The following is a 21,205-nucleotide window of genomic DNA, read 5'->3' on the forward strand; positions in this document are numbered from 1 at the left end:
TGAAGGCCAGAGCCGGTCACCGGCTCTGGCCTTTGGGACTCGCTTTCTTTTGAGCGGTGAGGCTCAGGCGTTGCGGCTTTTCTGGCGGCGCCAGCCGAGCAGACCCAACACGCCAAGCGCCCCGGCGAACAGCGGCATGCCAGGCGGCAGCGGCACGCTCGAGAGTTCCTGGGCCATGTAGCCGGGCAGATCGCCGTCCTGGAACCCGAACACGTAATATTGGCTGGGGCCGGACGTGGCGGGCACGAAATCGTTGTCGTTGGCGATATAGAGCGTGTGGTTCACGATCCCGTTAATGGTCACGTCCTCGCCAAAGGCCAGTCCCTCGATCTTCGATGGGATATCTTTGCTCGCCACACCATCGGCATTCAGGGCCGCGACAAGATCGAGGAACGGCGTGGAGGACTTCTTCACAAGGGTCGCACCCCCCACATCCTTGTCCGCCACTGTGAGCAGATCGGTAGCGCCCGTTGTATCGATCTCGAAGATCTGCTTGATCTTGGCCTTCGACCCGTCACCCAGGCCCTTGCCGTCGCGCTCGTCCACCAGGAACTGGTGATCGTTCACGGCCACGATGTCGCTGACCCCCGAACCCGTCGTCAGTGTGTAGCCATATTCATGCGTCTGCCCGCTCGCGACGTCGATGGTGACGATGCGGAGCAAGGTGCCGTTGCCGTTCGCCGTGTCCTGGATGGTCGAGGCCTGCAGGATGCCGACCAGCGTCTTGCCGTCCGGCGTCAGGGCCAAACCTTCCATGCCCTTGTTGGCGACGCGGCCGGACGTGTTGCCGCTGATCTCTTTGGCGCCCTGCGGCGATAAATTCGCGATGTCGAGGTTCGACGGGAGCGTGTAGGTCTTGATCAGAGTGCCGGTCGCGCGGTCGAACTGGCGCACATAGGGGCCGTATTCATCCGAGATGAAGACGCTCTTGCCGTCGTTCGAGACGCGGATCGATTCTGGATCGAACCGGGCGTCGGCCGGATTGCCAGACCCGCCTGCGCCGTAATTGTCGGACCGGCCCGTGAAATAGTTCTTGCCGGCGGTGTTCTGAGACGGGGCGCCGGAGGGGAGACCATAGGCTGTGCCGCTGCCGTAGATCAGCGGCGATGCGCTCGACAGCAGCGTGGTGCCGGTCAGAGTGGGTGTCAGGGTAAAGGGCAGCTTCGAACCAGCGCTGCTCGGCGTCAGCGACATGTTCACGGTTTGAAAGCGGCTGATATACGAAACGGTATCGTCGACGGCGGAATTATACGGGGTTGCATTGGGCCCACGATCGGGCAGCGCCAGGAATGTGTTGCCGCCCGCATAGGCGAGACCGGAGCCGAGGCCACCCAAAATATTGCCCGGAAGGCCGTTCTCCAGGGTTCCGGTCAGGCCCGAGAGGTCGGTGGTGCCGCTGAGGACACCATTGGCAAGCAACACGACGCTTGCATGGGCGGTCGGCGCGGTGAGGGCTGACGCAGCGAGAAGCAGACTGGAGAACAAAGCGCGACGCATAATTTCCTCGAAAATGCAGAAAAACCCGCAAGCACGTTGACGTAATGTTCATCGATGACAGGCGGATGTCATTTGGCCGCGCGCCTCCCCGGTTCAGGCCGGCTGATCTGCAGCCTTCCTGGTTTCTCCCTGCGCCACAGGCTGATAGTGTGACCTGCCAGAGCTTTGCGGGAGGACGCCGATGCAGGAAGTAGCCTGGGCTGCGTTCTTTCTGGTCATCCTGATCGGATGCAGTCTCGCCGGCTGGGCGTCGCAGCGATTGCTGAAGGAGCACCACAAGTCGAGCGCCACCACCGACTCGGCCCGCACCATCGTCGGGATGGTCGTGACCTTCTCGGCTTTGGTGCTCGGGCTACTGGTCACCTCCGTCAAGTCGGATTTCGACGATCACACCGGGGTCTATCGCCGCTACGGCATCGCGTTGTTCGAATTCGACCGGCGCCTTCAGGAATACGGGCCCGACACCGACGCCATCCGGAAAACCCTGCGGGCGTATACGGCGTCGGTCATCGCTGACACCTGGCCGGATGAGCCGGCCCCTGCCGGCGATTACCCCCGTGACGTCCATCCCGTGACGCCCGGTAGCGACGAGACGGCCGAATTCACCACCATGATGACGCAGATGGATAGAGCCACGCTGAAGCTCGCTGCGACGGACGCGCTGCATCTGCGTCTCGCCGACCTGTTGCGTGAGGAGGTCCGGGCCATCGAAGGCATTCGCTGGTCGCTGATCGAGCGGTCCGATTCCCGGCTGTCGCCGATCCTGATGGCTGTGCTGATGTTCTGGCTGGCGATCGTGTTCCTGGTGTTCGGCATGGTCTCGCCACGCAATCGGCTGACCCTGTTCGTCCTGATCCTGTCGGCCTTGTCGGTCGCTTCGTCCCTCTACCTCATCCTCGATCTCAACACGACGACCGGCGGCTTCATCACAGTACCGAGCCGCCCCTTGCGCGATGCTTTGTGGCACATGGACCAGGGCGGTGGCGCGTGAGAGGCGCGTTCAACGCTTGGTGGGGCGGCAACTGAGCGTGGAGCCGTTCCGCGTGAAACGCGCCGTCTCCCCCTTGTCCCAGAATTCGACTGGGCCGCCCGTGTAGCGGCCTCCGTCGGCTGAAGGCGCCCGATCGAGCTTCAACTCGGTGCCGGTGCCGAGGAGACGCAGCAGCGCCGTGCCGGGCACCACCTCAGGGGCCGAGAAAGTCAGCCGCAGCCGCGTGCCATCCTCGCAGGTGTAATGGACGGGCGGCAGGGGTTTGACGGGCGCGGTCTTGGCCAGCGCGGCAGGACCGACTCCCAGGAGAACAACGAATCCTACAGACCAGATGCGCATGCGAAATCCCTGGCGAAATGATCGCTCACCCAAACTACCCCGGATGGCACCGCAATGCTGCCGATAACACCGCCCCGCATCAGGTCCGGAGCCCATTACCGCTCCACCGGAGAAGGGACTCAGCCCTTCGTCCTGACTGCGCCCATGAAGTCGCGCTTGCCGAGTGGCACACCGGCCTGGCGCAGGATGTCGTAGGCCGTGGTGGCATGGAAGTGGACGTTGGGGAGCGAGAAGGTGAGGACGAAGTCCCCCGTGGTGAAGATCCGGGTCGAGTCCTTGGTCGTGAAGGTGATCTCGGCGCCGTCCCGAGCGTTGATGGCCTCCGGCGTCTCGGCCCTCAGGGTCGCGCGCGCTTCCGCGATCAGCGCCTGCAGGCCAGCATAGTCGGGCGAGGGCCGCGCGCCGGGCGGCGACATCGACCCGCTCTTCAAGGCCGCGATCGTGGCCGTCGCATGAAAGGCCACCTGCATCACCTGGAACCGGAAGGGCAGCATGTCGGGGAAAAGCCGCGTCTCGACGATCGTCTCCGGGTCGATATCGTGCTCCCGGAAATGCGCCAGCCCTTTGTCGAGGACGCCGCTGAGGGCATCGAGGGTCTGCAGATAGCTGCCGATGCTGACGTCGTAGAGGGAAATGGCCATGGGGAGCGCTCCGGTTCGGGGCTTCTTCTATCGTATCTTGGACGGAAGCGGGAAACCTTGTCGCCCGCCGCGCCGGAGAAGCGGCGGCCCCCGCGACAATCCGGCCCGCAACATTTTTGGCGGTGAAGCGCTGTGTTGCCGGCTGCCGCGTTCGGGCAGCAGGGAGATCCAGATGCCACAGTTCGCTGCCACCATCAAACACCTGCAGGAAGGCGTGAAAGGCTTCACGGTCGCGGCCGCGGTCAAGAACATCGAAGGCTGGGAAGCAACACTCGAGAAGGTCGAGAGCCCCGCCGCAAAGACGATCGTCAAGGACCTCGAAAACCTGAAGAAGCACCTTCAGGCCGACGAGATCAAGGGCGAGCAGGTGCAGAAGCTCGTCGCCAAGCTCGCCAAGGAGACCGTGGCAATTGCCGGCAAGACCGACGCCAAGGACGCTGACAAGATCAAGGCGCTCGGCGAGGCGCTCGGCCATGTCGCCGAAGGCGGCGAGGCCTAAGACCCCACCCGACTAAGGACGCATGGTCCTCCTGCCAGTTGCGGCGCAACGGCGGCGCAGGCGGGAGCCGCGGCCGAGCGAAGCCCGCTAAGGTGCCACGGGCCGATACAAGGTCCGGTTCCTGAACACGAAGGTTCGTGATGAAGATCGTTCACCTGCGCTCGCCCGGTGGCTTGGCTAATCTGCAGATCGTTGAGCGACAGGAGCCGGGTGCGCCGGGACCCGGCGAGATCCGCGTGCGGATCCATGCCAGTTCGCTCAACTACCACGACCTCGGGGTCGTGACGCAGGAGGGTTGGCAGGCCGATGGCCGGGTGCCGATGTCGGACGGGGCCGGCGTGGTGGAAAGCGTCGGGCCCGGCGTGACCGAGTTCCGGACGGGCGATGCGGTCGTGTCGTGCTTCTTCCCGACCTGGCATGACGGACCGCCCACGGTCGGCAGCTTCGCGACGGTGCCGGGCGATGGCGTCGACGGCTTCGCCCGCGAGATCGTCACGCTGCCGGCCACCGTGTTCACGCGGGCGCCAGCCAACTTCAGCCATGCCGAGGCCGCGACCCTCACCACCGCCGGGTTGACGGCCTGGCGGGCCCTGGTGGTCGAGGGCGGCCTCAAGGCGGGCGACACGGTGCTGGTGCTCGGCACCGGCGGCGTCTCGATCTTCGCGCTGCAGATCGCCGTCGCCATGGGCGCGCGGGTGATCGCCACCTCGTCGTCGGACGAGAAGCTCGCTCGCGTCCGGGCGCTCGGGGCCGCGCATACGATCAACTACAAGAGCGAGCCGGAGTGGGGCGCGCGCGTCCGTGACCTGACGCAGGGGCGCGGCGTCGACCATGTGGTCGAGGTCGGCGGCCCCGGCACGCTGCCGCAGTCGATCGCGGCGGTGCGGGTCGGCGGCATCATCACGCTGATCGGCGTGCTCACGGGCCGTGGCGGCGCGGTGCCCACCGCGGCCATGATGGTCAAGCAGGCACGCCTGCAGGGCCTCATCGTCGGCAGCCGCCGCGAGCAGCAGGATTTCGTCCGCGCCATCGACGCCATCGGCTTCAAGCCCGTGATCGACCGCACCTTCCCGCTCGATGCGATCGCCGAGGCCTTCCGGTACCAGCAGAGCGGCAGCCATTTCGGCAAGATCTGTCTGGAGTTTTAAGGCGCAAGTGTCGAAGCGCAGGGTAACGTTCGGCCCTGGACGGCATGATTCGATCACAGAGCGCCTTTACCCAACCTTCTCGGTCGCGATTCGCAGGATGGGTTGGCCCTATATCCGTACATATCGTAGAGGATCGTGAGCAACTCCCCGGCAAGACGACCGGCATCGGCCTGTGCCAGCGGCGTTACCCGGGAGTAATTAGGGGCGCGGCCCGGATCTGTGAATCCTGCCGTGTGAAGCCGTGCAACCCGGTCGGGCGTCAGCACCTTGCCGAGCGCCGGGACGGCATCGGCCGAGGTGGCCTCGTCACCACGATTCGGGCGGAAGCACTAAAGGGGCAAGGCTTCACGATTGGGCTTATGGCGACTCGCCGATCTTGATGCCGCCGTTTTCAACGATCAACGCGCCGGCCTCTGCACCCGAGGGCAGGCCGCGAGGATATTGCTGACCATGCGAGCCGTGCGTGGCGCGAGGGTGAGCCCGATATGACCGTGCCCAAAGGCGAAGATGACGTCGTTGCCGCCTCTTGACGGGCGGATGACCGGAACGGAATCAGGCATCGAGGGGCGGAAGCCCAGCCAGGATCGGCTCGGCTCGGCGAGATCCGGCGCGCATTCGTCAATAGCACTTGCAAACGCCTTGGATTGGACGGCGCGGCAAGCCCGCCGAGTTCGACGGTTCCGGCGATCCGCAGCCGGCCGTTCATAGGGCAAAAGTAGAAGCCATGATGTGTGGGACAGACCGGCCTCTCGATCGGCAGCTGCGCCATGTCGAATTCCAGATGATAGCCTCGCTCGGTGTCCAGCCTGACTGGGTCTTCCACTTGAGTGGCGAACTTGCCGGAATGTGCGCCCGCCGCGATCACGACCGACTTCGCGTCGATGTCGAAGGGCGCGGCCGCAATCTGCACGCTTCCGCGACGGCGCGTGATTTCCGTCGCCGCCGCCTGGAGAAAGACGCATCCATTCCGTCGTGCCGCGTCTACCAGGGCGGCGCTGAGAAGATCCGAGGCCCCGATCTCGGCCGCGAGGTCAAGCCATTCCGACGATGCATCCGAGACCAGATCGGCGATGCGGCTGGCATTGTCCCGATATCGATGCGGGAGAGACTCGTAAGCAAAGCGCATCAACCATGGAAACAGCGTCGGCAAGGCCGTCTTGCGGATGGCCAGCGGGCTGTCAGTGTCCAGGAGCAACGAGGCGAGGTTTTTCAGCACCGAAGGTGTGCCAACGGGAATGATCGCATAATCCGCAACTGTGCCAGCGTTGCCATACGATGCGCCCGATCCAGGTTCGTTCGGTTCGATCACGGCGACGTCGCGCCCTTCCGCCCGAAGGCGGAGCGCCGTCGCCAAGCCGATAACGCCGCCACCAATGACGGCGATCTCTGTGGTGACCTTGGTCATAGGGTCCGAATGCATCTTTGGGAGCGGCGGCCACAAAGCCGCCTCATGCGCCCAGCCAATTCTGGTGGCGCGGTGTCGATGACTCCCCGACCGTGACCTAAGAGGCTTGGGCACTGGCCGAGGGGTCGGTAGAGTGTTGTGGCTCAACCCGGTGAGGCATAGCGGGCCACGTAGGCCGCGGTGCGCGCCTCGCGCGGACGGTCGAGGACATCGGCCGCGGTGCCCTGCTCGATGATGCGACCTCCATCGATGAAGACCACCCAATCCGACACCTCCCGGGCAAAGGGCAGTTCGTGGGTGACCAGGATCATCGTCATGCCGTCGGCTGCGAGTTCGCGCATGACGCGAAGCACCTCACCGGTGGACTCGGGATCGAGTGCGGATGTCGGTTCGTCGAAGAGCAGTACGGTCGGGCCGAGTGCCAGGGCACGTGCGATAGCGACGCGCTGTTGTTCGCCCCCCGACATCTGTTCCGGATAGGCCATGGCCCGTTTGGTGAGACCAACGCGCGTGAGCAGGCGAACGGCGCATGCTACCGCGTCACGCTCGCCGATCCCAGCGGCATGCATCTGTGCCAGAACGACGTTCTCGACCGCCGTGAGGTGAGGAAAGAGATTGAAACGTTGGAAGACCATGCCGACGCGCTGACGAAGTTTCGCGAGATCACGGCACGCCACCTTGCCGTCGGCGAAGATGGTTTCGTCGCCGATCGTGATCGTTCCGTGCTCCGGTTGTTCGAGCAGGTTCACGCAACGCATCAGCGTGGTCTTGCCCCCGCGGCTCTGGCCGATAATGCCGACGATCTGGCCGGAGGGCACATCGAGATTGATGTCATCAAGCACCAGTCTGCCATCGAAGGACTTTCGCAAGCCGCCGATCCTGATGGCCGGTCGCCCGGCCGTTTGGGAAATCAAATGCTTTTCCGATGTTGAGGGATCATCGCTCAAGCACTTCCTCGGCAAGAATGGTTCTTGCCAACGTGAGCCGACGGCGTCTCGCGAGGGACAAGGGCACGCCCGCGTGGATGCTGCGTTCCAAGAGGAGCAAGCACTGCGAAACCGGTAGCAGATCGCGAAATAGATCGCGGAGATCACCAGATAGACCTCCGGCGCGAAATGTTTCTGAGGCAATCAGCTGCGCCTGAGTCATCAACTCGGCCGCCGAGATCGTGACCAGTAGAGAGGTCGATTTGATAAGGTCGACGAACATCGTGTTCGTTCCAGGCAGCGCAAGGCGAACCGCCTGAGGCAGAACGACATGGGCGAAGGTCTTGACCCGTCCAAGACCAAGCGCTTGCGATGCTTCCTGTTGTCCGCGATGCACACCGGCGATCGCGGCGACCCGAAAGGAGGGCCTACCGCCGAGCTTCTCAAAACATTATGTGACAAAGCACCTGCAGCAAGGCATCGAGAGCGACCACTCCCGGGTCAAGAAGATCATGCCGCGCGTCTGTGGATTTCCATCCTTCAACACGTCACGGCGCACGATCCAGGGGGGCGAGCCGAGGCTGTGGTTGCGCAAAGGCTCTGGATTTGCAGGAGCCTGGACGGTTCGCGAGCAGAACCGGCGCCTCGCGTTCTGCTTCGGACTTCCAGAAGTTAACAAAATGTGAAAACGAGCGCAGGGTAGCTGGATCTGTTGCCTGCATCCGAGTTGCGACAACCGCTTTGCGAGCCGCCTGATAAAGAGACAGCAATTATGGAGTTGACATCTCTATCTGTGATATCATCCATCGTACATCATATATCAAGATAACCGGGTGCTGTTCGAATGTCTGCAGAGACAAGACATGAGCGGGTGGCGTCGGGACCCGCAGCCATTCTTGCGGTTCATAGCCGTGACATCACCAATGCTGAGGCCGAGTACATCGTTCGTCAGCGCTACGGGTTCAATTCAACGGCAACACCGCTTCGCAGTGAGCGTGATCAGAACTTTCTGGTCACGAGCACCGATGGGCAACAATCGGTACTGAAACTCAGCAATGCGTCTCAGGACGAGCGGCTTTGTTGGTTTCAGACTAGGGCGCTCCTCCACATTGCCTCGGTCGCCCCGAGTCTGCCTGTTCCACGCGTCTTGCCGACCCTTGATGGCGAGTCGCGGTTCTGGTGGAACGACGGCGAAACTGATCGCCGCACAGGCTTCATGCTTGAGTTTCTCAGGGGCGTCCCTGTTGCAGAACTGCCGCAAACGCCCGCGCTCGCGGCGCGAACGGGTAAGTTGACGGCCAACCTCGGCCGGGCTCTCCGCGGCTTTTTCGATCCCGCCGCAGATCATGAACTGCTCTGGGACCTGAAGCAGGCCTCTCACCTGACGGAATACCTGCCATTCATCCAGGACGACCGGAATCGCGATCTCTCACGGGCGGCGATCGATCGGTTTCGGAGCCATGTGGAGCATCGCCTGCCGGCTTTGCGCGGGCAGGTCATTCACAACGACCTCAACCCCCACAACATCCTCGCCGACCCATCGCATCCGGAGACGCCCAGCGGCATCATCGACTTCGGCGACATGGTCTTCGGCGCCCTGATCAACGATGTCGCCGTTGCGGCGGCTTACTTGATCACACCGGAGAACGATCCGTTCGCACTTGTCGCTACATTCGTCGCCGCCTATCACGCAATAACCCCGTTCGAGCCGGATGAGCTGGATCTTCTCCCGGATCTAATCGCCACGCGCTATGCGATGAGCTGCGCGATCACCGATTGGCGAGCTGCACGCTATCCCGAAAACGCGCCCTACATCCGACGCAACTCGAAGGGCGCCGTGCTGGGTCTCCGCACCTTGGCGGACCATGGCCGCGAAACGCTCGCGCGCCGTCTGGCAGAAGCGTGTGAACTGCGGGCGGGCAAATGACGACGAGGATGGTCAACGGCTTCGATCCGTCCCAGGCTGGCAAGCTGCCGAACGCTGAAGCGGCTCTCATAGCCCGGCGGCAGCGCCTGCTTGGTCCGGCCTATCGCCTGTTCTATGAGCACCCGGTCCATCCCGTGCGCGGCGAGGGTGTCTGGCTCTACGACCGCGACGGGACCCGCTACCTCGATGTCTACAACAATGTGCCGGTCGTCGGGCATTGCCATCCCCGCGTCGTCGAGGCGATCGCACGACAGGCGGCACGGCTCAACACGCACACCCGATATCTGCACGAGTCCATCCTGGACTATGCCGAAGCGCTGCTCGCTACTGTCCCCCGCGAGCTTGGCCACGTCATGTTCACCTGCACCGGTAGCGAGGCCAACGATCTCGCTGTGCGTGTGGCCAAAGCCAGCACCAACGGAACAGCATTCATCGTCACCGCAAATGCCTACCACGGCGTGACCGACGCGGTAGCGGCTTTGTCTCCGCTTCTCGGCCCTTCGAACACCTCGACGCTCAACGTATTCACCGTCCCGGCGCCCGACCAGCGGCTGGCCTGCAACTTGGGGGTCGAGACTGCCTTCGCGGCTGGGGTTCAAGCCGCCCTCGACTCGATAGCTGCACAAGGGCTTAAGCCCGCCGCACTGATGGTCGACACCATTTTTTCCAGCGATGGGGTATTCGCTGATCCGCCTGGATTTCTGCGGACAGCGGTCAATCAGGTGCGACAGGCTGGTGGTCTTTTCATCGCCGACGAGGTCCAAGCGGGATTTGGCCGTCTCGGCGATGGCCTTTGGGGATTCAGCCGCCACGGCCTGGTGCCCGATCTGGTCACGATGGGAAAGCCGATGGGCAATGGCCACCCTGTCGCAGCGATGCTGGCCCGGCCGGTGTTGCTCGAACGGTTCGGAATGGCCACACGCTATTTCAATACTTTCGGCGGGAACCCCGTGTCCATCGCCGCAGCGCAGGCGGTGCTCGACGTCATCGCCGAAGAAGGTCTCGTCGAGAACGCCCGGGCTGTCGGGCTGTATCTGCGCGAAGCGCTGATCGCGCGCGCCGAAGCCGACGAACGCCTCGGTAGCGTGCGTGGGAGCGGATTGTTCATCGGCGTCGACGTCAATCCCGCGTCAGGGAGCAGCGGGGCGGCCCAGGCTGCACGCATCGTCAACGGACTTCGGGAGAGGCACGTTCTTATCAGCGCTTCCGGTCCGGCGGGCGATGTGCTGAAGATCCGACCTCCGCTGCCCTTCGGGAGGGACGAGGCTGACTATTTCCTGGCTACCCTCGACGACGTGATGCGCACGCTTGAGCAATGAGATACATCACGCCAGCGGTTCGGATCCTGAGGCGGATCGGCGGCATCTCGGCCAGGGCGAGGCGGCTGTGGGGCATTGATCACCCGGTTGTTGGCCTCACGATCAGCTCCGCAATCGGGGCAGGATTGGGTGCGAACAAGATGGACCTCAGCATTTCCGATGGACGCCCTGCGAAGGCTCCACTGCCATCGTCTTGATGAAACCTGACGGTGAGGATCGGAACGGGCATGATGGAAGCCTGTGCCCACCTGCTGCAAGAACCACGATACCTTCAACGTCCGACTGATCTTGGCTCACGCGGAGGCGTCAGGCCTTTATCACCGGATAGGAAAGTCTGACGGCCATGCCCTGCCATCTCTCATCGTCCAACACCGGATATCGTCTACGAATTGCGTCGGTGCGGCGTGTTGCTCGGCGCCGACGGTCCCCGCAGCGATGTTCCGATGATCCGCCCACCTCTGCCCGTTCCTGGTTGAACCCTTGACGCCGTCCCGCGCAGTTCCGAGGCTCCGCCAGCACTGACCAATGGATCCAAGCATGCTCCAACTTGAGCGTGAGACCCTCAACGATCGCGCTTACGATGCCCTTAAGCACGGCCTGATCTCGGGTCAGTTCGTTCCGGGACAGGCTCTCGTAATCCGCAAACTCGCGGAAACCCTCGGGATCTCAACCACACCCATCCGCGAGGCGCTGCAACGTCTCGTTGCCGAACGCATCCTCGAGCTGCAGCAGAACCGATCGGTCGCTGTGCCTCGCCTGACGAGCAGCACGTTCTGCGAGTTGACCCGCATCCGCTCGGCGCTCGAAGGCATGGCAGTGGAGCTGGCCACCGCTGATGTGCGGCCGACAGACCTCGAACGACTCCACGAAGGGCTGGACGGAATGGATCGGGCCATCGCGGCGACCAACGGCGCTGAATATCTGAAGCTGAACGAGGCTTTCCACTTCGCGGTCTACCGAATGGCCAGAGCGCCGATCCTGCTGAACCTGATAGAGGATCTCTGGGGCCGGGTTGGCCCTTATATGAACCTTCTTATGGATTCGGCCAGCTATGTACCGCAATCGAATGATCACCATCGTGCGCTCGTCGCGGCGCTGGCGGCTCGAGATCCTGGCGACGCCCGCCGCGCCCTCACCAACGACATCGCCGTGGCAGCCGCTGCCCTGATACCACGGCTGACGCTCGTCACAGGCTGACCCAACTTTCCGCAGCTTAAGGGATGGCGTCCTGCGCGCGATGATCACATCGGCTCTGATGAGATGATTGCTGCTCCTGTTAGCCGCAGCTCGTCCGCCATGAACACAATGCTGTTCGTACGCACGGCATCTGCAATCGCTCCCCATAGGCGCGGGACGTTCGACGCAGTCCCGATCCCGCTGCCGTTGGCATATGTTCAAGATCGCTGATGGCGGGCCGGACACAGCGCGGCAAGCGCCACGGTCGCCGCGAGCAGGAGCAGATAGGGGTCGATCCGTAGCCGCATCAGCATCCGCCCGGTCCAAGAAGCGCTTTGGCCTCACACCATATCGTCACGTTCAGACAGCCTGTGTCACGAGCTTGGTGTTGACGTAGTTGTCCATGGCCTCTACGCCGCCCTCCGAGCCGTAACCCGAATCCTTGACACCGCCGAAGGGAAGTTCCGGCAGAGCGAGGCCGTGGTGGTTGATGGACAGCATCCCGGTCTCGACGTCGCGGCCGAGATCCGCCATCGTCCGGGCCGAACGGGTATAGGCATAGGCGGCGAGGCCGTAGGGCAGCCGGTTCGCTTCCGCATAAGTGCTGAAGCGGCTGATCAGGGCAAAGGGGCCGAACGGTTGTATCCATTCGCCGTGGGCCGCCTTGTGAGCTGATGGTTTCGGCAGGACACTGTGAGTAGGCTATCCCTACTCACAGTGACGATGTTTTCCACTTGGCTGTTGTGGAGAGCGGCCGGCGACGGCGGTGGAGCGAAGCGGAGAAGCTGCGGATCGTTGTGGAAAGCGCGAGCGGTCCGCAGCTGGTGTCGGCCACGGCGCGGCGACACGGCTTGTCGCCGTCGCAGTTGTTCGGCTGGCGGCGGGCGCTGCTGGTGAAGGACCAAACACCAGCGCCGACAGCGAACTTCGTTCCGGCCATCGTGGTGCCGGATCACAGCGGTGCCGCGATGGCCACCCCCTCACCGGCACGCTCTCCGCGGATCGAAATCGTGCTGCGCGGCGGCAGGCGGCTTATCGTCGAGGGGGCGGTCGACACGACCGTGACGCTGAAGCTCGCACGCGGGCTCGAGGCGCTCCGGTGATCCCGGTCCCGGTGGGCGTCAAGGTGTGGCTCGCGACCGGTCACACCGATATGAGGAAGGGGTTCGCCTCGCTCTCGCTGCTGGTGCAGGAGGTCCTCAAACGGGATCCGAACGGCGGTCATTTGTTCTGCTTTCGCGGTCGCCGCGGTGATCTTTTGAAGATCGTCTGGCATGACGGACAGGCGGCGAACCTGTACGTGCGGCGTCTCGAGCGGGGCCGCTTTCTCTGGCCGTCGCCGGCCGACGGTGTCGTGGCGATCACGCCGGCGCAGATGGGTTACCTCCTGTCAGGAATCGATTGGTGTAACCCGGTCGAGGTCTGGCGTCCGACATCGGTCGGATGACGCCTTTTCGCTTGTCTTCGCTGGAGGATGTGATTCCATCCCTTTATGAGCGCGCCTGCCGCATCGCAGTCCTTGCCGCCGCTGCCGGCCGATCTGGCGGCGGCGCATGCGATGATCCTGAGCGAACGCGCGGCCAGGATCGAAGCAGAAGCCTCGGCCTCCCATGCAGCGGTCGAAGCGCTGCAGGCGAAGGCGGCGGCCTCGGCCACCGAGGCGATGATCGCCCACCTGACGCTGCAGATCGCCAAGCTGCGGCGTGAGCTTTACGTATGCTGGGCGGCTTCGAGGAATTCCTGCCCCTCAATTGTGGGGCGAGTACCGCCGTTGGTACGTTCGAAGAGGACTGCGCCCAATCGAAATTCGAGAGCGCGCAAACCCCGGCTGAGAGTTGATTGGCGCACATTCAACGCTTCTGCAGCCTGTCGAAGACTTCGATGTCGGGCGGCAACGATCGCCCATCGCAAGTCACGAAGCTCGACGCTCACAGCTCAGGTTCCCATCTGAGCATCTAATCGACCTTCGAGCGCTCGCAGACAGTTCCGTGAAGGAGAGGGCCAAACTTCATCCAGACAGTAGCGCCTTGCTCCCCAACCCGGACTTCGAAATCGATGCCGCCAGGAAGCCGGCCCCAATCCAGCGGCGCGATCGCGTCACCGTTTGCCGTGAGGCTGCCAGCCACGAGCAAATATTCCAGCCCATTCCCGTTCTCTACGGTTAGACAGGAACCCGCTGGCCACTCCTCCAGCCGGACCTCCTCGTGCTCATCCTGAAATAGGATAATCGCACTTCCGCCGCCTGAGCGCGGCGTGACGCAGGCGCCCTCGCCGGGGCGTCGCACGATCTGCGTCCGGTCTTCTGCGCGGAACTGCCAGAGCCGCACAAAGATTGTGGTGCCACGCTCCGCTGCTGGAGCGTGTGCGGTTCCCGGAGGATTTCGGACGTAAGTACCTGCCGGATAATCACCGTCGCCGTCCTGGAAGACACCCTCAAGGACCAAGAACTCCTCGCCGCCCGTATGAACATGTTCGGCGAAACTGCTTCCGGGCGCGTAGCGGACGATTGAGGTGGCGCGGGCCTTCTCCTCGCCTATCCGAAAAAGCATCCGCCGATCTACGCCAGGCGCCGGACTCGGAATCCAATCATTGCGCGAGGCATGGACAAGGACAGGTTTGGTCAGGTCGTCATTGATTGACATCGTCAAATCTCAGCCAATCCGCCATCGACATTGATCTCAGCGCCGAGCAGGTAGGTCGCGTCGTCGCCAGCGAGGAAGGCGACGGCAGCCGCAACGTCCTCGGGTCTTCCCATACGGCCTGCCGGCACCTTCAAGCCGACGCTATCGGCATAGGCGCGGAACTCTGCTTCCGTCTGGCCGGGCGTTCGATGCATCGGCGTCTCGATTGGGCCGGGGCTAACGGCGTTCACGCGGATACGCCGGTTGGTAAGCTCCGCCGCGAGCACGCGGGTGAAGGAACGCACCGCGGCCTTCGAAGCGGAGAGCGCCGCGCGGCCGGGTGTGCCGATCTGGCCCAACCACGAGGTGTTGAGAATGATCGCGCCGCCGTCGTTGAAGATCGGCAGCACGGACTGCACGGTGAAGAACACCCCCTTCACGTTCACGTCCATCAGTCTGTCGAAGGCTTCATCGCGCGTCGTCGCGATTGGCGTGCCGTAGGCGACACCCGCGTTGGCGAACAGAATGTCGAGCCTGCCGAACGCTTCCGCGACGCGAGCTGCCATCGCTTCGATTTCGTGCAGGCGGCGAACGTCGGCCTGGATCGCTATCGTGTTGCCGCCCACTTTGGCCCGCGCCGATTCCAGCTTGGCGCCGTCCGTGCCAGTTATGGCGACGCGCGCACCCTCTGCGTGCAGCCTTATTGCAGTCGCCAGCCCAATACCGCTGCTTCCGCCCGTGATGAGAGCCGTCTTTCCCGTCAGCATGCGATGGTCTCCGCGCTTGTCGCCTGCAGGCGCTGAATCACCTCTCTAGCGGCGCGGCTTCCCGCCTCAACGGCACCAGCGAGATAGCCCGGCGCCGCCAAACTTGTCTCACTGCTGGCGACTGTGAGGAGATCGGCCCAAGGAGCGCGGAGCCAGGGATCTCGCGAGGGGGCGAGATGGCCACTCGAAACACGATCTGCGGCCGTGGCTGTCAGCGCGTCAGCGCTCCAATCCTTGAATAAAGTTGCGGTCGGATGGGCCGCCCTTGGGCCGAAGAGCCGAACAAGCTGAGTTAGTGCAGATGCGATCAGAACCTTCTCACCCATCGCCTCGCGCCGTGCGGCATCCGGCCCAACGAAGCCGAACAACGCGGCGCGGCCTGACGCCGTCGTCGCATCATGGATTTCGACGAGCGGCCCGACGAAACTCTGGGCGTCGCCAGACAAGCCCTCGTCCCGCCAAAAAGGACGCTCGTAGAGCGCGAAGAACTTGGCATGCGGTGCCATCCAAGTTGCGGTGTCCCGCCACTTGGAGAGAATCTTAGGATCAAGGAGAGGTTCGAACGAGATTGTATCGGCGGATAGCCGCAGCGGCACGGCAAGGATGAGTTGCGCCGCCTCAACCGTTTGCACGGCACAGTCTTGTCCCGCGGCGATCATGACCACGCGCTTGCCGGCAATCGACATGTGCGTGACGTTAGTGGCGAGAGAGAGCCTGTCGATTGGAAGGCCCGCGGCCAACGCCGTCACCAGCGTGCCCATGCCACCCGCAAGCCGCATTGACGAAGACTCTTGCCGCATCGCGCGGAAGCGCCGAGGGTCTTCGAGCGCATATCGATCGACGATCACATCCCCTTCTTCGTGCTGAGGAAAAACTGCGAGGCCCAGCGAATGCACGAGTTTCTCCATTTCTGGCTGCATATCTGGCCAGAACCAAGAGGGCCCCAAATCGAATCCGTCGGCGGAGGGATAGCCGCGCGCGTCCACGCTCAAGATGCGACCGCCGAACCGATCGCGCGCTTCAAAGAGCTGGAAATCGACACCCGCCTCGTGCAGCAGGCGTGCCGCGACGAGGCCGGCAAGACCGCCTCCCACAACGACAACTTCGGTGTGCATTGAGGTGTACCTCGAAATGAAATCAGTGGGACGGGATGAAGGGGCCGCGCACTCACCCCCGATGATGGCGACGGAGGTTTGCATGGTCCCCTCTCTGCAAGTTGGAACGGGGCCGGCGTGCCGGCCCCGAAAAAGTTACGCCTTCGGCAGGGCTGCGATCGCGTCAAGCACCCGGGCAGAATAGGTCACCGCCGCGCCGGCATTCAGCGCCACGGCTGCGCCCAGCGCTTCGGCGATCTCTTCTTTGGGCGTGCCATGGCCGTTAGCCATACGCCTCGCTACGATTCTACGACCAGTTTCGCCTCGAGCCGTATGGGCATGGCGATGTTGAAGCGATTTGGTGAATGCCGAATAACCGATTGATGTATGGCATCAAATTGCTCGAGGGTTCCATCCCCGCTGATGCGCACTATGTAGTAGAGCGCATCGTATCCAGGCTTTACCCGGGGATCGATATTTAGGAAGCCACGCAGATCCAATTCGCCGGTCGTTTCGATCTCGAGTTTCGTTAGAGTCACGTTGGCGGCAGCAGCGGCGGTCACGTACCCGACCAGCATGCAAGCATTCAGAGCTGCCATCAACAATTCCTGAGGATTCGGCGCGGAGTTCTTTCCCAACAGTTGCTCAGGTTCATCGGCCGCGATGACAAAGTCACGCTCGTAGGCTGTTCCCCCAAGATGCAGGGACTTTACACGGGACTCCGATCGCGTTTGGCCAGCCCAAGACGTCAGAACGTTGAAACTCACCAGACCTTTCGCCGGATCGGCTGCAATGGCGGAAATGGTCTCCCGCAATGCCGGCACGTCGATTCCATTCACGCTTGACATAATTTCTCTTCCTCTCTTATTGGCGGCCGGCGGTCACGCCGCCATCGACGGAAAGCACTGTGCCCGTGATCCAGGACGCCTGATCGGAAGCGAGAAAAAGCATCGCCTCCGCGACGTCACGCGGCTGGCCGTTGCGACCGATCGGATGGAAGGCGTTGAAGGTGGGCAGCGTCTCCTTGACCTGCTCCTCAGTCATGAAGGTGTTGTAGACCGGCGTCTCGACCACGGCGGGGGCCACGGCGTTGATGCGAATTTTGTATTGAGCTAGCTCAATCGCGAGATTGCGCACCATCGCGTGGACGCCCGCATTGGCGGCTGAATAGGCGGCGGAAGGGGTCGCGCCGATCGCTTGGATCGCCCACATCGAGCCGGTCTGGACGATCGCACCACCCTTGGCCTTCATCGCCTTGGCGGCTGCTTGGGCGGTAAAGAATTTGCCCTTCAGGATCGTATCCAAATACCAATCGTAGTCAGCCTCGGTCAGTTCGAGGAACGACTTCGGATTGAACACGCCGGCATTGTTGATCAGCACATCCAGGCCGCCGAACTTCGAGACCGCCGCATCGACAAGTGCGGCGCCTGTAGCAGGGACGGCGATGTCGCCAGCCGAAATGATGACCTTCTCACCGGTCGGATCAATTTCGCGGGCGACCGCCTCCAGCTTGGCCGCGTCACGCCCGTTAATCGCCACTCTTGCGCCCTCGGCAATGAACCGAGCGGCGACTTCCTTGCCGATCCCTGATCCACCACCCGTTATTGCAACTACCTTACCTTCGAACCGCGCCATCGGTATCTCCTTATCTAACGTTAGATAAGTCCATTTAGCACTTGCTCGGCGCGCCCGCAAGGCTTATCTAACGACAGGTAAGTTATTTAATCGTGGAGAGTCGAGATGTCAGCCACCGTGGAGGCGATCCTAGATGTGACCGAACGGCGAATTCGCGAGGCGGGCTATCACGGCTTCAGCTTCCGGACAGTCGCCGCCGAGGTAGGAGTGAAGGGCGCCAGCGTGCACTATCACTTCTCATCCAAAGACGCCCTCGCTGCGGCGGTCACCCGCCGATACAATGAGCGGATCGCGAAAGCGGTCGACGAGAAGGTCAAAGCTGGCACCGATGTGGTGGCAGCTTGGATCGATGTATTCCGAGGAGCGCTGAGTGATGGCACGCGCATGTGTTTGTGCGGTGCGCTTGGCATAACCTTGAGCGATCTCTCGCCGGAGGTCGTCGCCGAGGTAAAACGCTTCTTCGATCAAGCGATCAGCAGTTTGATTGCTGGAGGCGTGAAGCGCCATCGCGCGATTGAAGTGTTGGCAACTCTAGAAGGCGCGATCCTGATGGCTAGCGTCTGCGGTGATCTTTCTACCTTTGATGAAGCAACAGCCGCGCTTCGTTGATCTAGAACACTATCAATCGTGGCGGCGGTCAGCCAGTTCGCGATCAGCCGGTTGGCGTTCTGGATTTCTGGCCGCCGAATGCCATCGCGAGGAGCCTTTTTATCTGAAGTATTAGGGAAGCCGAGACCATCGGCCGTGCGCGGTTGGGAGTGCTGCCATGCGTGATGTCGCGTTTGTTGTTCATCCGGATTATTCGGCGATGTCTTGGGCCGTCGTTATGGCCTTCCAGGTCGCCAATTCGGTGGCCGCAACGGAAGCGCCTCCCTACGAGCTTCATTTTGTCTCGGAGACTGGGGGGAAAATCAAAACCGCATGCGGCATGATGCTAGAGAGTGAACCGTTCACGGAGATGCCGTTCCACACGCTTGTCGTCGGCGGCGCGACAAACCCGAAGGCGTCGACGCCTAGCTTGATCGCATATGTGAGAGATGCGCCCAAACGGCATCGCCGGATTGCTGCGATCAGCACGGGTGCCTTCGTACTAGCTGAGGCCGGCCTCTTGGATGGACGCGACGCCACCACCCATTGGACGCACGCGCCGCTGCTCCAGGCACAGTATCCGGCGGTGAAGTTGGATAAGGACCGCATTTTCATGAATGACGGACCGATCTGGACGACCGCAGGCGGAGCCGCAGGTCTCGATCTCAGCCTTGCGTTGATCGAAAATGATCTCGGCGCCGATTTTGCGAAGGTGGTCGCGCGCGAGCTCGTTATCTATCACCGGCGCGCGGGCGGCCAATCGCAAATCTCCAAGCTCCTCGATCTCACGCCGAACTCCGATCGGATTCAGGCGGCGCTCACCTACGCTCGCGACAACATGTACAAGCCGTTGACCGTCGCCGATTTGGCCAACGCCGCGCGTCTCAGCCCGCGGCAGTTCAGCCGCGCGTTTCGTGCCGAGACCGGTCAGTCACCGGCAAAGTCGATCGAAATTCTTCGGGTCGAGACCGCTCGCAATCTTATGGAGCAAAGCCGTCATTCGATTGATGAGGTGGCTCGTCAGACAGGCTTTAGCGACCGCGACCATATGCGCCGGGCATTCGTGCGTGCCTTCGGTCAGTCGCCGCAGGCTCTCCGGCGCGAGGCCCGGCTTTCGGCCAATGCCTAGGCGAATGAGAGACGCGTCCGTAGCTCGGCTGGATAGAGCGCCACCCTCCGAAGGTCGAGGCATTGGTCGAAAACGGACGGATGTGTCTATGTGGCGCCCTTGGGGCCAGCGCGCGAAATCTACCCGAAGAAGTGCTCTCGGAGGTGCGGCGCTTCTTCAACCTCGACCTAAGGAGAATGACAGGGGCTGGGATAGCCCGCTCCGACGCGTTTAAGCTGTTCGCTACGCTCGAAGGCGCGATCATGATGGCCAACGTTCCCGGCAGCCACGAGGTGTTCGATGAAGCAACAGCCTGCCAAACAATCGTCGGCTGTTATCGGCTGCCAAAGGCCAAGAAAACGATTGGCACGGCATATCCCGGGTTTGAGAAGACGTCGATGCCCTCACAAATGGATATCGCAAAGATGTTGAACGCGTGCACTTCGAAGAATCGTTTTGTCAAATACCCTTAGCCGGAAACCAGCAGATTTCGAGCGACCTAATCTGCGCTCTCGTGTTCGTCAGCCTCGTTATGGATGTCGATCGATTCCAGGCGCGCATTCCGTCGAAGCACCTGCGGCGGCTGTCCGAAGGCGCGCAGGAACGCGCGACGCATGTGATCGCGATCGCTGAAGCCGGTCTGACGAGCCACCTCATCGATCGAATGACGGCTCTGCTCCATGAGGTTGCGCGCGCCCTCGACCCGAAGGTTCTCGATTGCCTTAGCCGGTGACTGGCCCGTCTCGGCGTGGAAGGCCCGACTGAATTGCCGGGGGCTGAGGTTCGCGGCGTCGGCTAGGTCTGGCACGCTGAGGGGCTTGTGCAGATTGTCCCGCGCATAAGCGAGCGCCGCTTGGATGCGATCCGACTTAGGCGTGAGCTCGAGCAGGGTCGAGAACTGCGTCTGCCCGCCGCCGCGGCGATGGTACACCACCAGCTTGCGTGCCACGGCCTTGGCGATATCGGGACCAAGGTCGTTCTCGATCAACGCCAGACCTAGGTCTACGCCGGCGGTCATGCCGGCCGAGGTCCAGATCGGTCCGTCGTTGATGAAGATGCGGTCCTCTTCCATCTGCGCCTTCGGATAGGTCCGCTGAAGGTCGCGCGCGTGCATCCAGTGCGTCGTGGCGCGCCGGCCGTCTAGTAGGCCCGCCTCGGCCAAGACGAAGGCGCCGGTGCAGACCGCTGCGATGCGTCGGTGGCGCTTGGGGGCGTCTCGCATGAATTCGATCAGCCCAGGCGTGGAGGGCGCGATCACGGTCGCCCCGCCCACCACCAGGGTATCGAAGGGCTTCTCAGTGAACTTCTCGGTCTCCAGCATCAGGCCGGCCGAAGTTTTGATCGGGCCGCCTTTTTCCGACACGTAGTGCAAGTCGTAGGGCATCGGGTCGACCATCGAATTGGCGACTTCGAAGCCTGCGACGATAGCCAGAGCCATCAGCGAGTAGCCGGGATATATCAGAAATGCGATGTCGCGCATGACGTCTGTCCTGATGTCCTAAATCTCCGTGAATATGACATTTG

Annotated in this window: 22 protein-coding genes and 7 pseudogenes; 13 read left to right on the forward strand and 16 right to left on the reverse strand. The window is 62.6% G+C overall.

The window, feature by feature from the left end; genetic code table 11:
* Positions 1-63: 63 nt before the first annotated feature.
* Entirely contained in the window at positions 64-1,497 is a 1,434-nt protein-coding gene (locus tag M8523_RS28925; RefSeq protein WP_282588347.1) for an esterase-like activity of phytase family protein, read from the reverse strand.
* A 181-nt stretch (positions 1,498-1,678) separates the two neighbouring features.
* On the opposite strand from M8523_RS28925, the gene M8523_RS28930 reads away from it, so the two are divergent.
* Positions 1,679-2,488 carry a bestrophin-like domain gene (locus M8523_RS28930; RefSeq protein WP_282588348.1) on the forward strand — a complete coding sequence of 270 codons (810 nt, stop codon included), beginning with the start codon at positions 1,679-1,681 and terminating at the stop codon, positions 2,486-2,488.
* A 9-nt stretch (positions 2,489-2,497) separates the two neighbouring features.
* On the opposite strand, the gene M8523_RS28935 is transcribed toward M8523_RS28930, so the two are convergent.
* Positions 2,498-2,827 carry an MliC family protein gene (locus tag M8523_RS28935; protein ID WP_282588349.1) on the reverse strand — a complete coding sequence of 110 codons (330 nt, stop codon included), beginning with the start codon at positions 2,825-2,827 and terminating at the stop codon, positions 2,498-2,500.
* Positions 2,828-2,946: 119 nt separating this feature from the next.
* Positions 2,947-3,468 (reverse strand): DUF1993 domain-containing protein, encoded by a 522-nt coding sequence (locus M8523_RS28940; RefSeq protein WP_282588350.1) that lies wholly within the window; start codon positions 3,466-3,468, stop codon positions 2,947-2,949.
* 172 nt (positions 3,469-3,640) lie between these two features.
* Here M8523_RS28940 and M8523_RS28945 point away from each other — a divergent pair, with 172 nt between their 5' ends.
* On the forward strand, positions 3,641-3,967 hold the full coding sequence (locus M8523_RS28945; RefSeq protein WP_282588351.1) for a hypothetical protein: 327 nt from the start codon (positions 3,641-3,643) through the stop codon (positions 3,965-3,967).
* Between the two features lie 140 nt (positions 3,968-4,107).
* Entirely contained in the window at positions 4,108-5,115 is a 1,008-nt protein-coding gene (locus tag M8523_RS28950; RefSeq protein ID WP_282588352.1) for a zinc-dependent alcohol dehydrogenase family protein, read from the forward strand.
* 398 nt (positions 5,116-5,513) lie between these two features.
* On the opposite strand, the pseudogene M8523_RS28955 reads toward M8523_RS28950, so the two are convergent.
* The 3 genes and pseudogenes from M8523_RS28955 to M8523_RS28965 form a co-directional block, all read right to left on the reverse strand.
* Positions 5,514-6,535 (reverse strand): annotated as a pseudogene (locus M8523_RS28955) (NAD(P)/FAD-dependent oxidoreductase).
* A 128-nt stretch (positions 6,536-6,663) separates the two neighbouring features.
* Complete coding sequence (locus M8523_RS28960) at positions 6,664-7,431, reverse strand: amino acid ABC transporter ATP-binding protein (protein WP_428351556.1); 768 nt, start codon at positions 7,429-7,431, stop codon at positions 6,664-6,666.
* Between the two features lie 25 nt (positions 7,432-7,456).
* Positions 7,457-7,858, reverse strand: a pseudogene (locus M8523_RS28965) (ABC transporter permease subunit); the annotation flags it as partial.
* Here M8523_RS28965 and M8523_RS28970 point away from each other — a divergent pair.
* The 4 genes and pseudogenes from M8523_RS28970 to M8523_RS28985 all read left to right on the forward strand — a co-directional run.
* Positions 7,845-8,132, forward strand: a pseudogene (locus M8523_RS28970) (DDE-type integrase/transposase/recombinase); the annotation flags it as partial. The pseudogenes M8523_RS28965 and M8523_RS28970 overlap by 14 nt on opposite strands.
* Positions 8,133-8,290: 158 nt before the next feature.
* Complete coding sequence (locus M8523_RS28975; protein WP_282588355.1) at positions 8,291-9,373, forward strand: phosphotransferase; 1,083 nt, start codon at positions 8,291-8,293, stop codon at positions 9,371-9,373.
* Complete coding sequence (locus M8523_RS28980; RefSeq protein WP_282588356.1) at positions 9,370-10,692, forward strand: aspartate aminotransferase family protein; 1,323 nt, start codon at positions 9,370-9,372, stop codon at positions 10,690-10,692. The genes M8523_RS28975 and M8523_RS28980 overlap by 4 nt, the downstream gene beginning before the upstream one ends.
* Positions 10,693-11,229: 537 nt before the next feature.
* Positions 11,230-11,889 (forward strand): GntR family transcriptional regulator, encoded by a 660-nt coding sequence (locus tag M8523_RS28985; RefSeq protein ID WP_282588357.1) that lies wholly within the window; start codon positions 11,230-11,232, stop codon positions 11,887-11,889.
* 339 nt (positions 11,890-12,228) lie between these two features.
* On the opposite strand, the pseudogene M8523_RS28990 reads toward M8523_RS28985, so the two are convergent.
* Positions 12,229-12,510, reverse strand: a pseudogene (locus M8523_RS28990) (aldehyde dehydrogenase family protein); the annotation flags it as partial.
* Between the two features lie 101 nt (positions 12,511-12,611).
* Here M8523_RS28990 and tnpA point away from each other — a divergent pair.
* From tnpA to M8523_RS29005, 3 genes and pseudogenes are all read left to right on the forward strand, one after another.
* Complete coding sequence (gene tnpA / locus M8523_RS28995) at positions 12,612-12,971, forward strand: IS66-like element accessory protein TnpA (protein WP_282588381.1); 360 nt, start codon at positions 12,612-12,614, stop codon at positions 12,969-12,971.
* Positions 12,968-13,315: an IS66 family insertion sequence element accessory protein TnpB gene (gene tnpB / locus M8523_RS29000; RefSeq protein ID WP_282588358.1), complete on the forward strand. Its 348-nt coding sequence runs from the start codon at positions 12,968-12,970 to the stop codon at positions 13,313-13,315. Before tnpA ends, tnpB begins: the two co-directional genes overlap by 4 nt.
* Positions 13,316-13,360: 45 nt before the next feature.
* Positions 13,361-13,582, forward strand: a pseudogene (locus M8523_RS29005) (IS66 family transposase); the annotation flags it as partial.
* Here M8523_RS29005 and M8523_RS29010 read toward each other — a convergent pair.
* The 8 genes and pseudogenes from M8523_RS29010 to M8523_RS29040 form a co-directional block, all read right to left on the reverse strand.
* Entirely contained in the window at positions 13,579-13,800 is a 222-nt protein-coding gene (locus M8523_RS29010; RefSeq protein WP_282588359.1) for a LysR family transcriptional regulator, read from the reverse strand. The pseudogene M8523_RS29005 and the gene M8523_RS29010 overlap by 4 nt on opposite strands.
* A gap of 23 nt (positions 13,801-13,823) precedes the next feature.
* The gene (locus M8523_RS29015) at positions 13,824-14,510 is read right to left on the reverse strand and encodes a cupin domain-containing protein (RefSeq protein ID WP_282588360.1); all 687 of its coding nucleotides are present in this window, start codon (positions 14,508-14,510) and stop codon (positions 13,824-13,826) included.
* A gap of 2 nt (positions 14,511-14,512) precedes the next feature.
* On the reverse strand, positions 14,513-15,256 hold the full coding sequence (locus tag M8523_RS29020; protein ID WP_282588361.1) for an SDR family oxidoreductase: 744 nt from the start codon (positions 15,254-15,256) through the stop codon (positions 14,513-14,515).
* On the reverse strand, positions 15,250-16,035 hold the full coding sequence (locus M8523_RS29025; protein WP_345894321.1) for a flavin monoamine oxidase family protein: 786 nt from the start codon (positions 16,033-16,035) through the stop codon (positions 15,250-15,252). The genes M8523_RS29020 and M8523_RS29025 overlap by 7 nt, the downstream gene beginning before the upstream one ends.
* Before the next feature lie 99 nt (positions 16,036-16,134).
* Positions 16,135-16,455: pseudogene (locus M8523_RS36595) on the reverse strand (NAD(P)-binding protein); the annotation flags it as partial.
* Between the two features lie 51 nt (positions 16,456-16,506).
* A pseudogene (locus M8523_RS29030) lies at positions 16,507-16,626 on the reverse strand (carboxymuconolactone decarboxylase family protein); the annotation flags it as partial.
* Between the two features lie 23 nt (positions 16,627-16,649).
* Entirely contained in the window at positions 16,650-17,198 is a 549-nt protein-coding gene (locus tag M8523_RS29035) for an OsmC family protein (protein WP_282588363.1), read from the reverse strand.
* 16 nt (positions 17,199-17,214) lie between these two features.
* Positions 17,215-17,985 carry an SDR family NAD(P)-dependent oxidoreductase gene (locus M8523_RS29040; protein WP_282588364.1) on the reverse strand — a complete coding sequence of 257 codons (771 nt, stop codon included), beginning with the start codon at positions 17,983-17,985 and terminating at the stop codon, positions 17,215-17,217.
* A gap of 105 nt (positions 17,986-18,090) precedes the next feature.
* Here M8523_RS29040 and M8523_RS29045 point away from each other — a divergent pair, with 105 nt between their 5' ends.
* From M8523_RS29045 to M8523_RS29055, 3 genes are all read left to right on the forward strand, one after another.
* Complete coding sequence (locus tag M8523_RS29045) at positions 18,091-18,594, forward strand: TetR/AcrR family transcriptional regulator (RefSeq protein ID WP_282588365.1); 504 nt, start codon at positions 18,091-18,093, stop codon at positions 18,592-18,594.
* A gap of 157 nt (positions 18,595-18,751) precedes the next feature.
* The gene (locus M8523_RS29050) at positions 18,752-19,702 is read left to right on the forward strand and encodes a GlxA family transcriptional regulator (protein WP_282588366.1); all 951 of its coding nucleotides are present in this window, start codon (positions 18,752-18,754) and stop codon (positions 19,700-19,702) included.
* A 62-nt stretch (positions 19,703-19,764) separates the two neighbouring features.
* Positions 19,765-20,154 carry a hypothetical protein gene (locus M8523_RS29055; RefSeq protein ID WP_282588367.1) on the forward strand — a complete coding sequence of 130 codons (390 nt, stop codon included), beginning with the start codon at positions 19,765-19,767 and terminating at the stop codon, positions 20,152-20,154.
* Between the two features lie 26 nt (positions 20,155-20,180).
* On the opposite strand, the gene M8523_RS29060 is transcribed toward M8523_RS29055, so the two are convergent.
* Positions 20,181-21,161: a GlxA family transcriptional regulator gene (locus M8523_RS29060; protein ID WP_282588368.1), complete on the reverse strand. Its 981-nt coding sequence runs from the start codon at positions 21,159-21,161 to the stop codon at positions 20,181-20,183.
* Positions 21,162-21,205 lie beyond the last annotated feature (44 nt).

The organism is Lichenifustis flavocetrariae, from assembly GCF_026130545.1.
Taxonomy (GTDB): domain Bacteria; phylum Pseudomonadota; class Alphaproteobacteria; order Rhizobiales; family Beijerinckiaceae; genus Lichenihabitans; species Lichenihabitans flavocetrariae.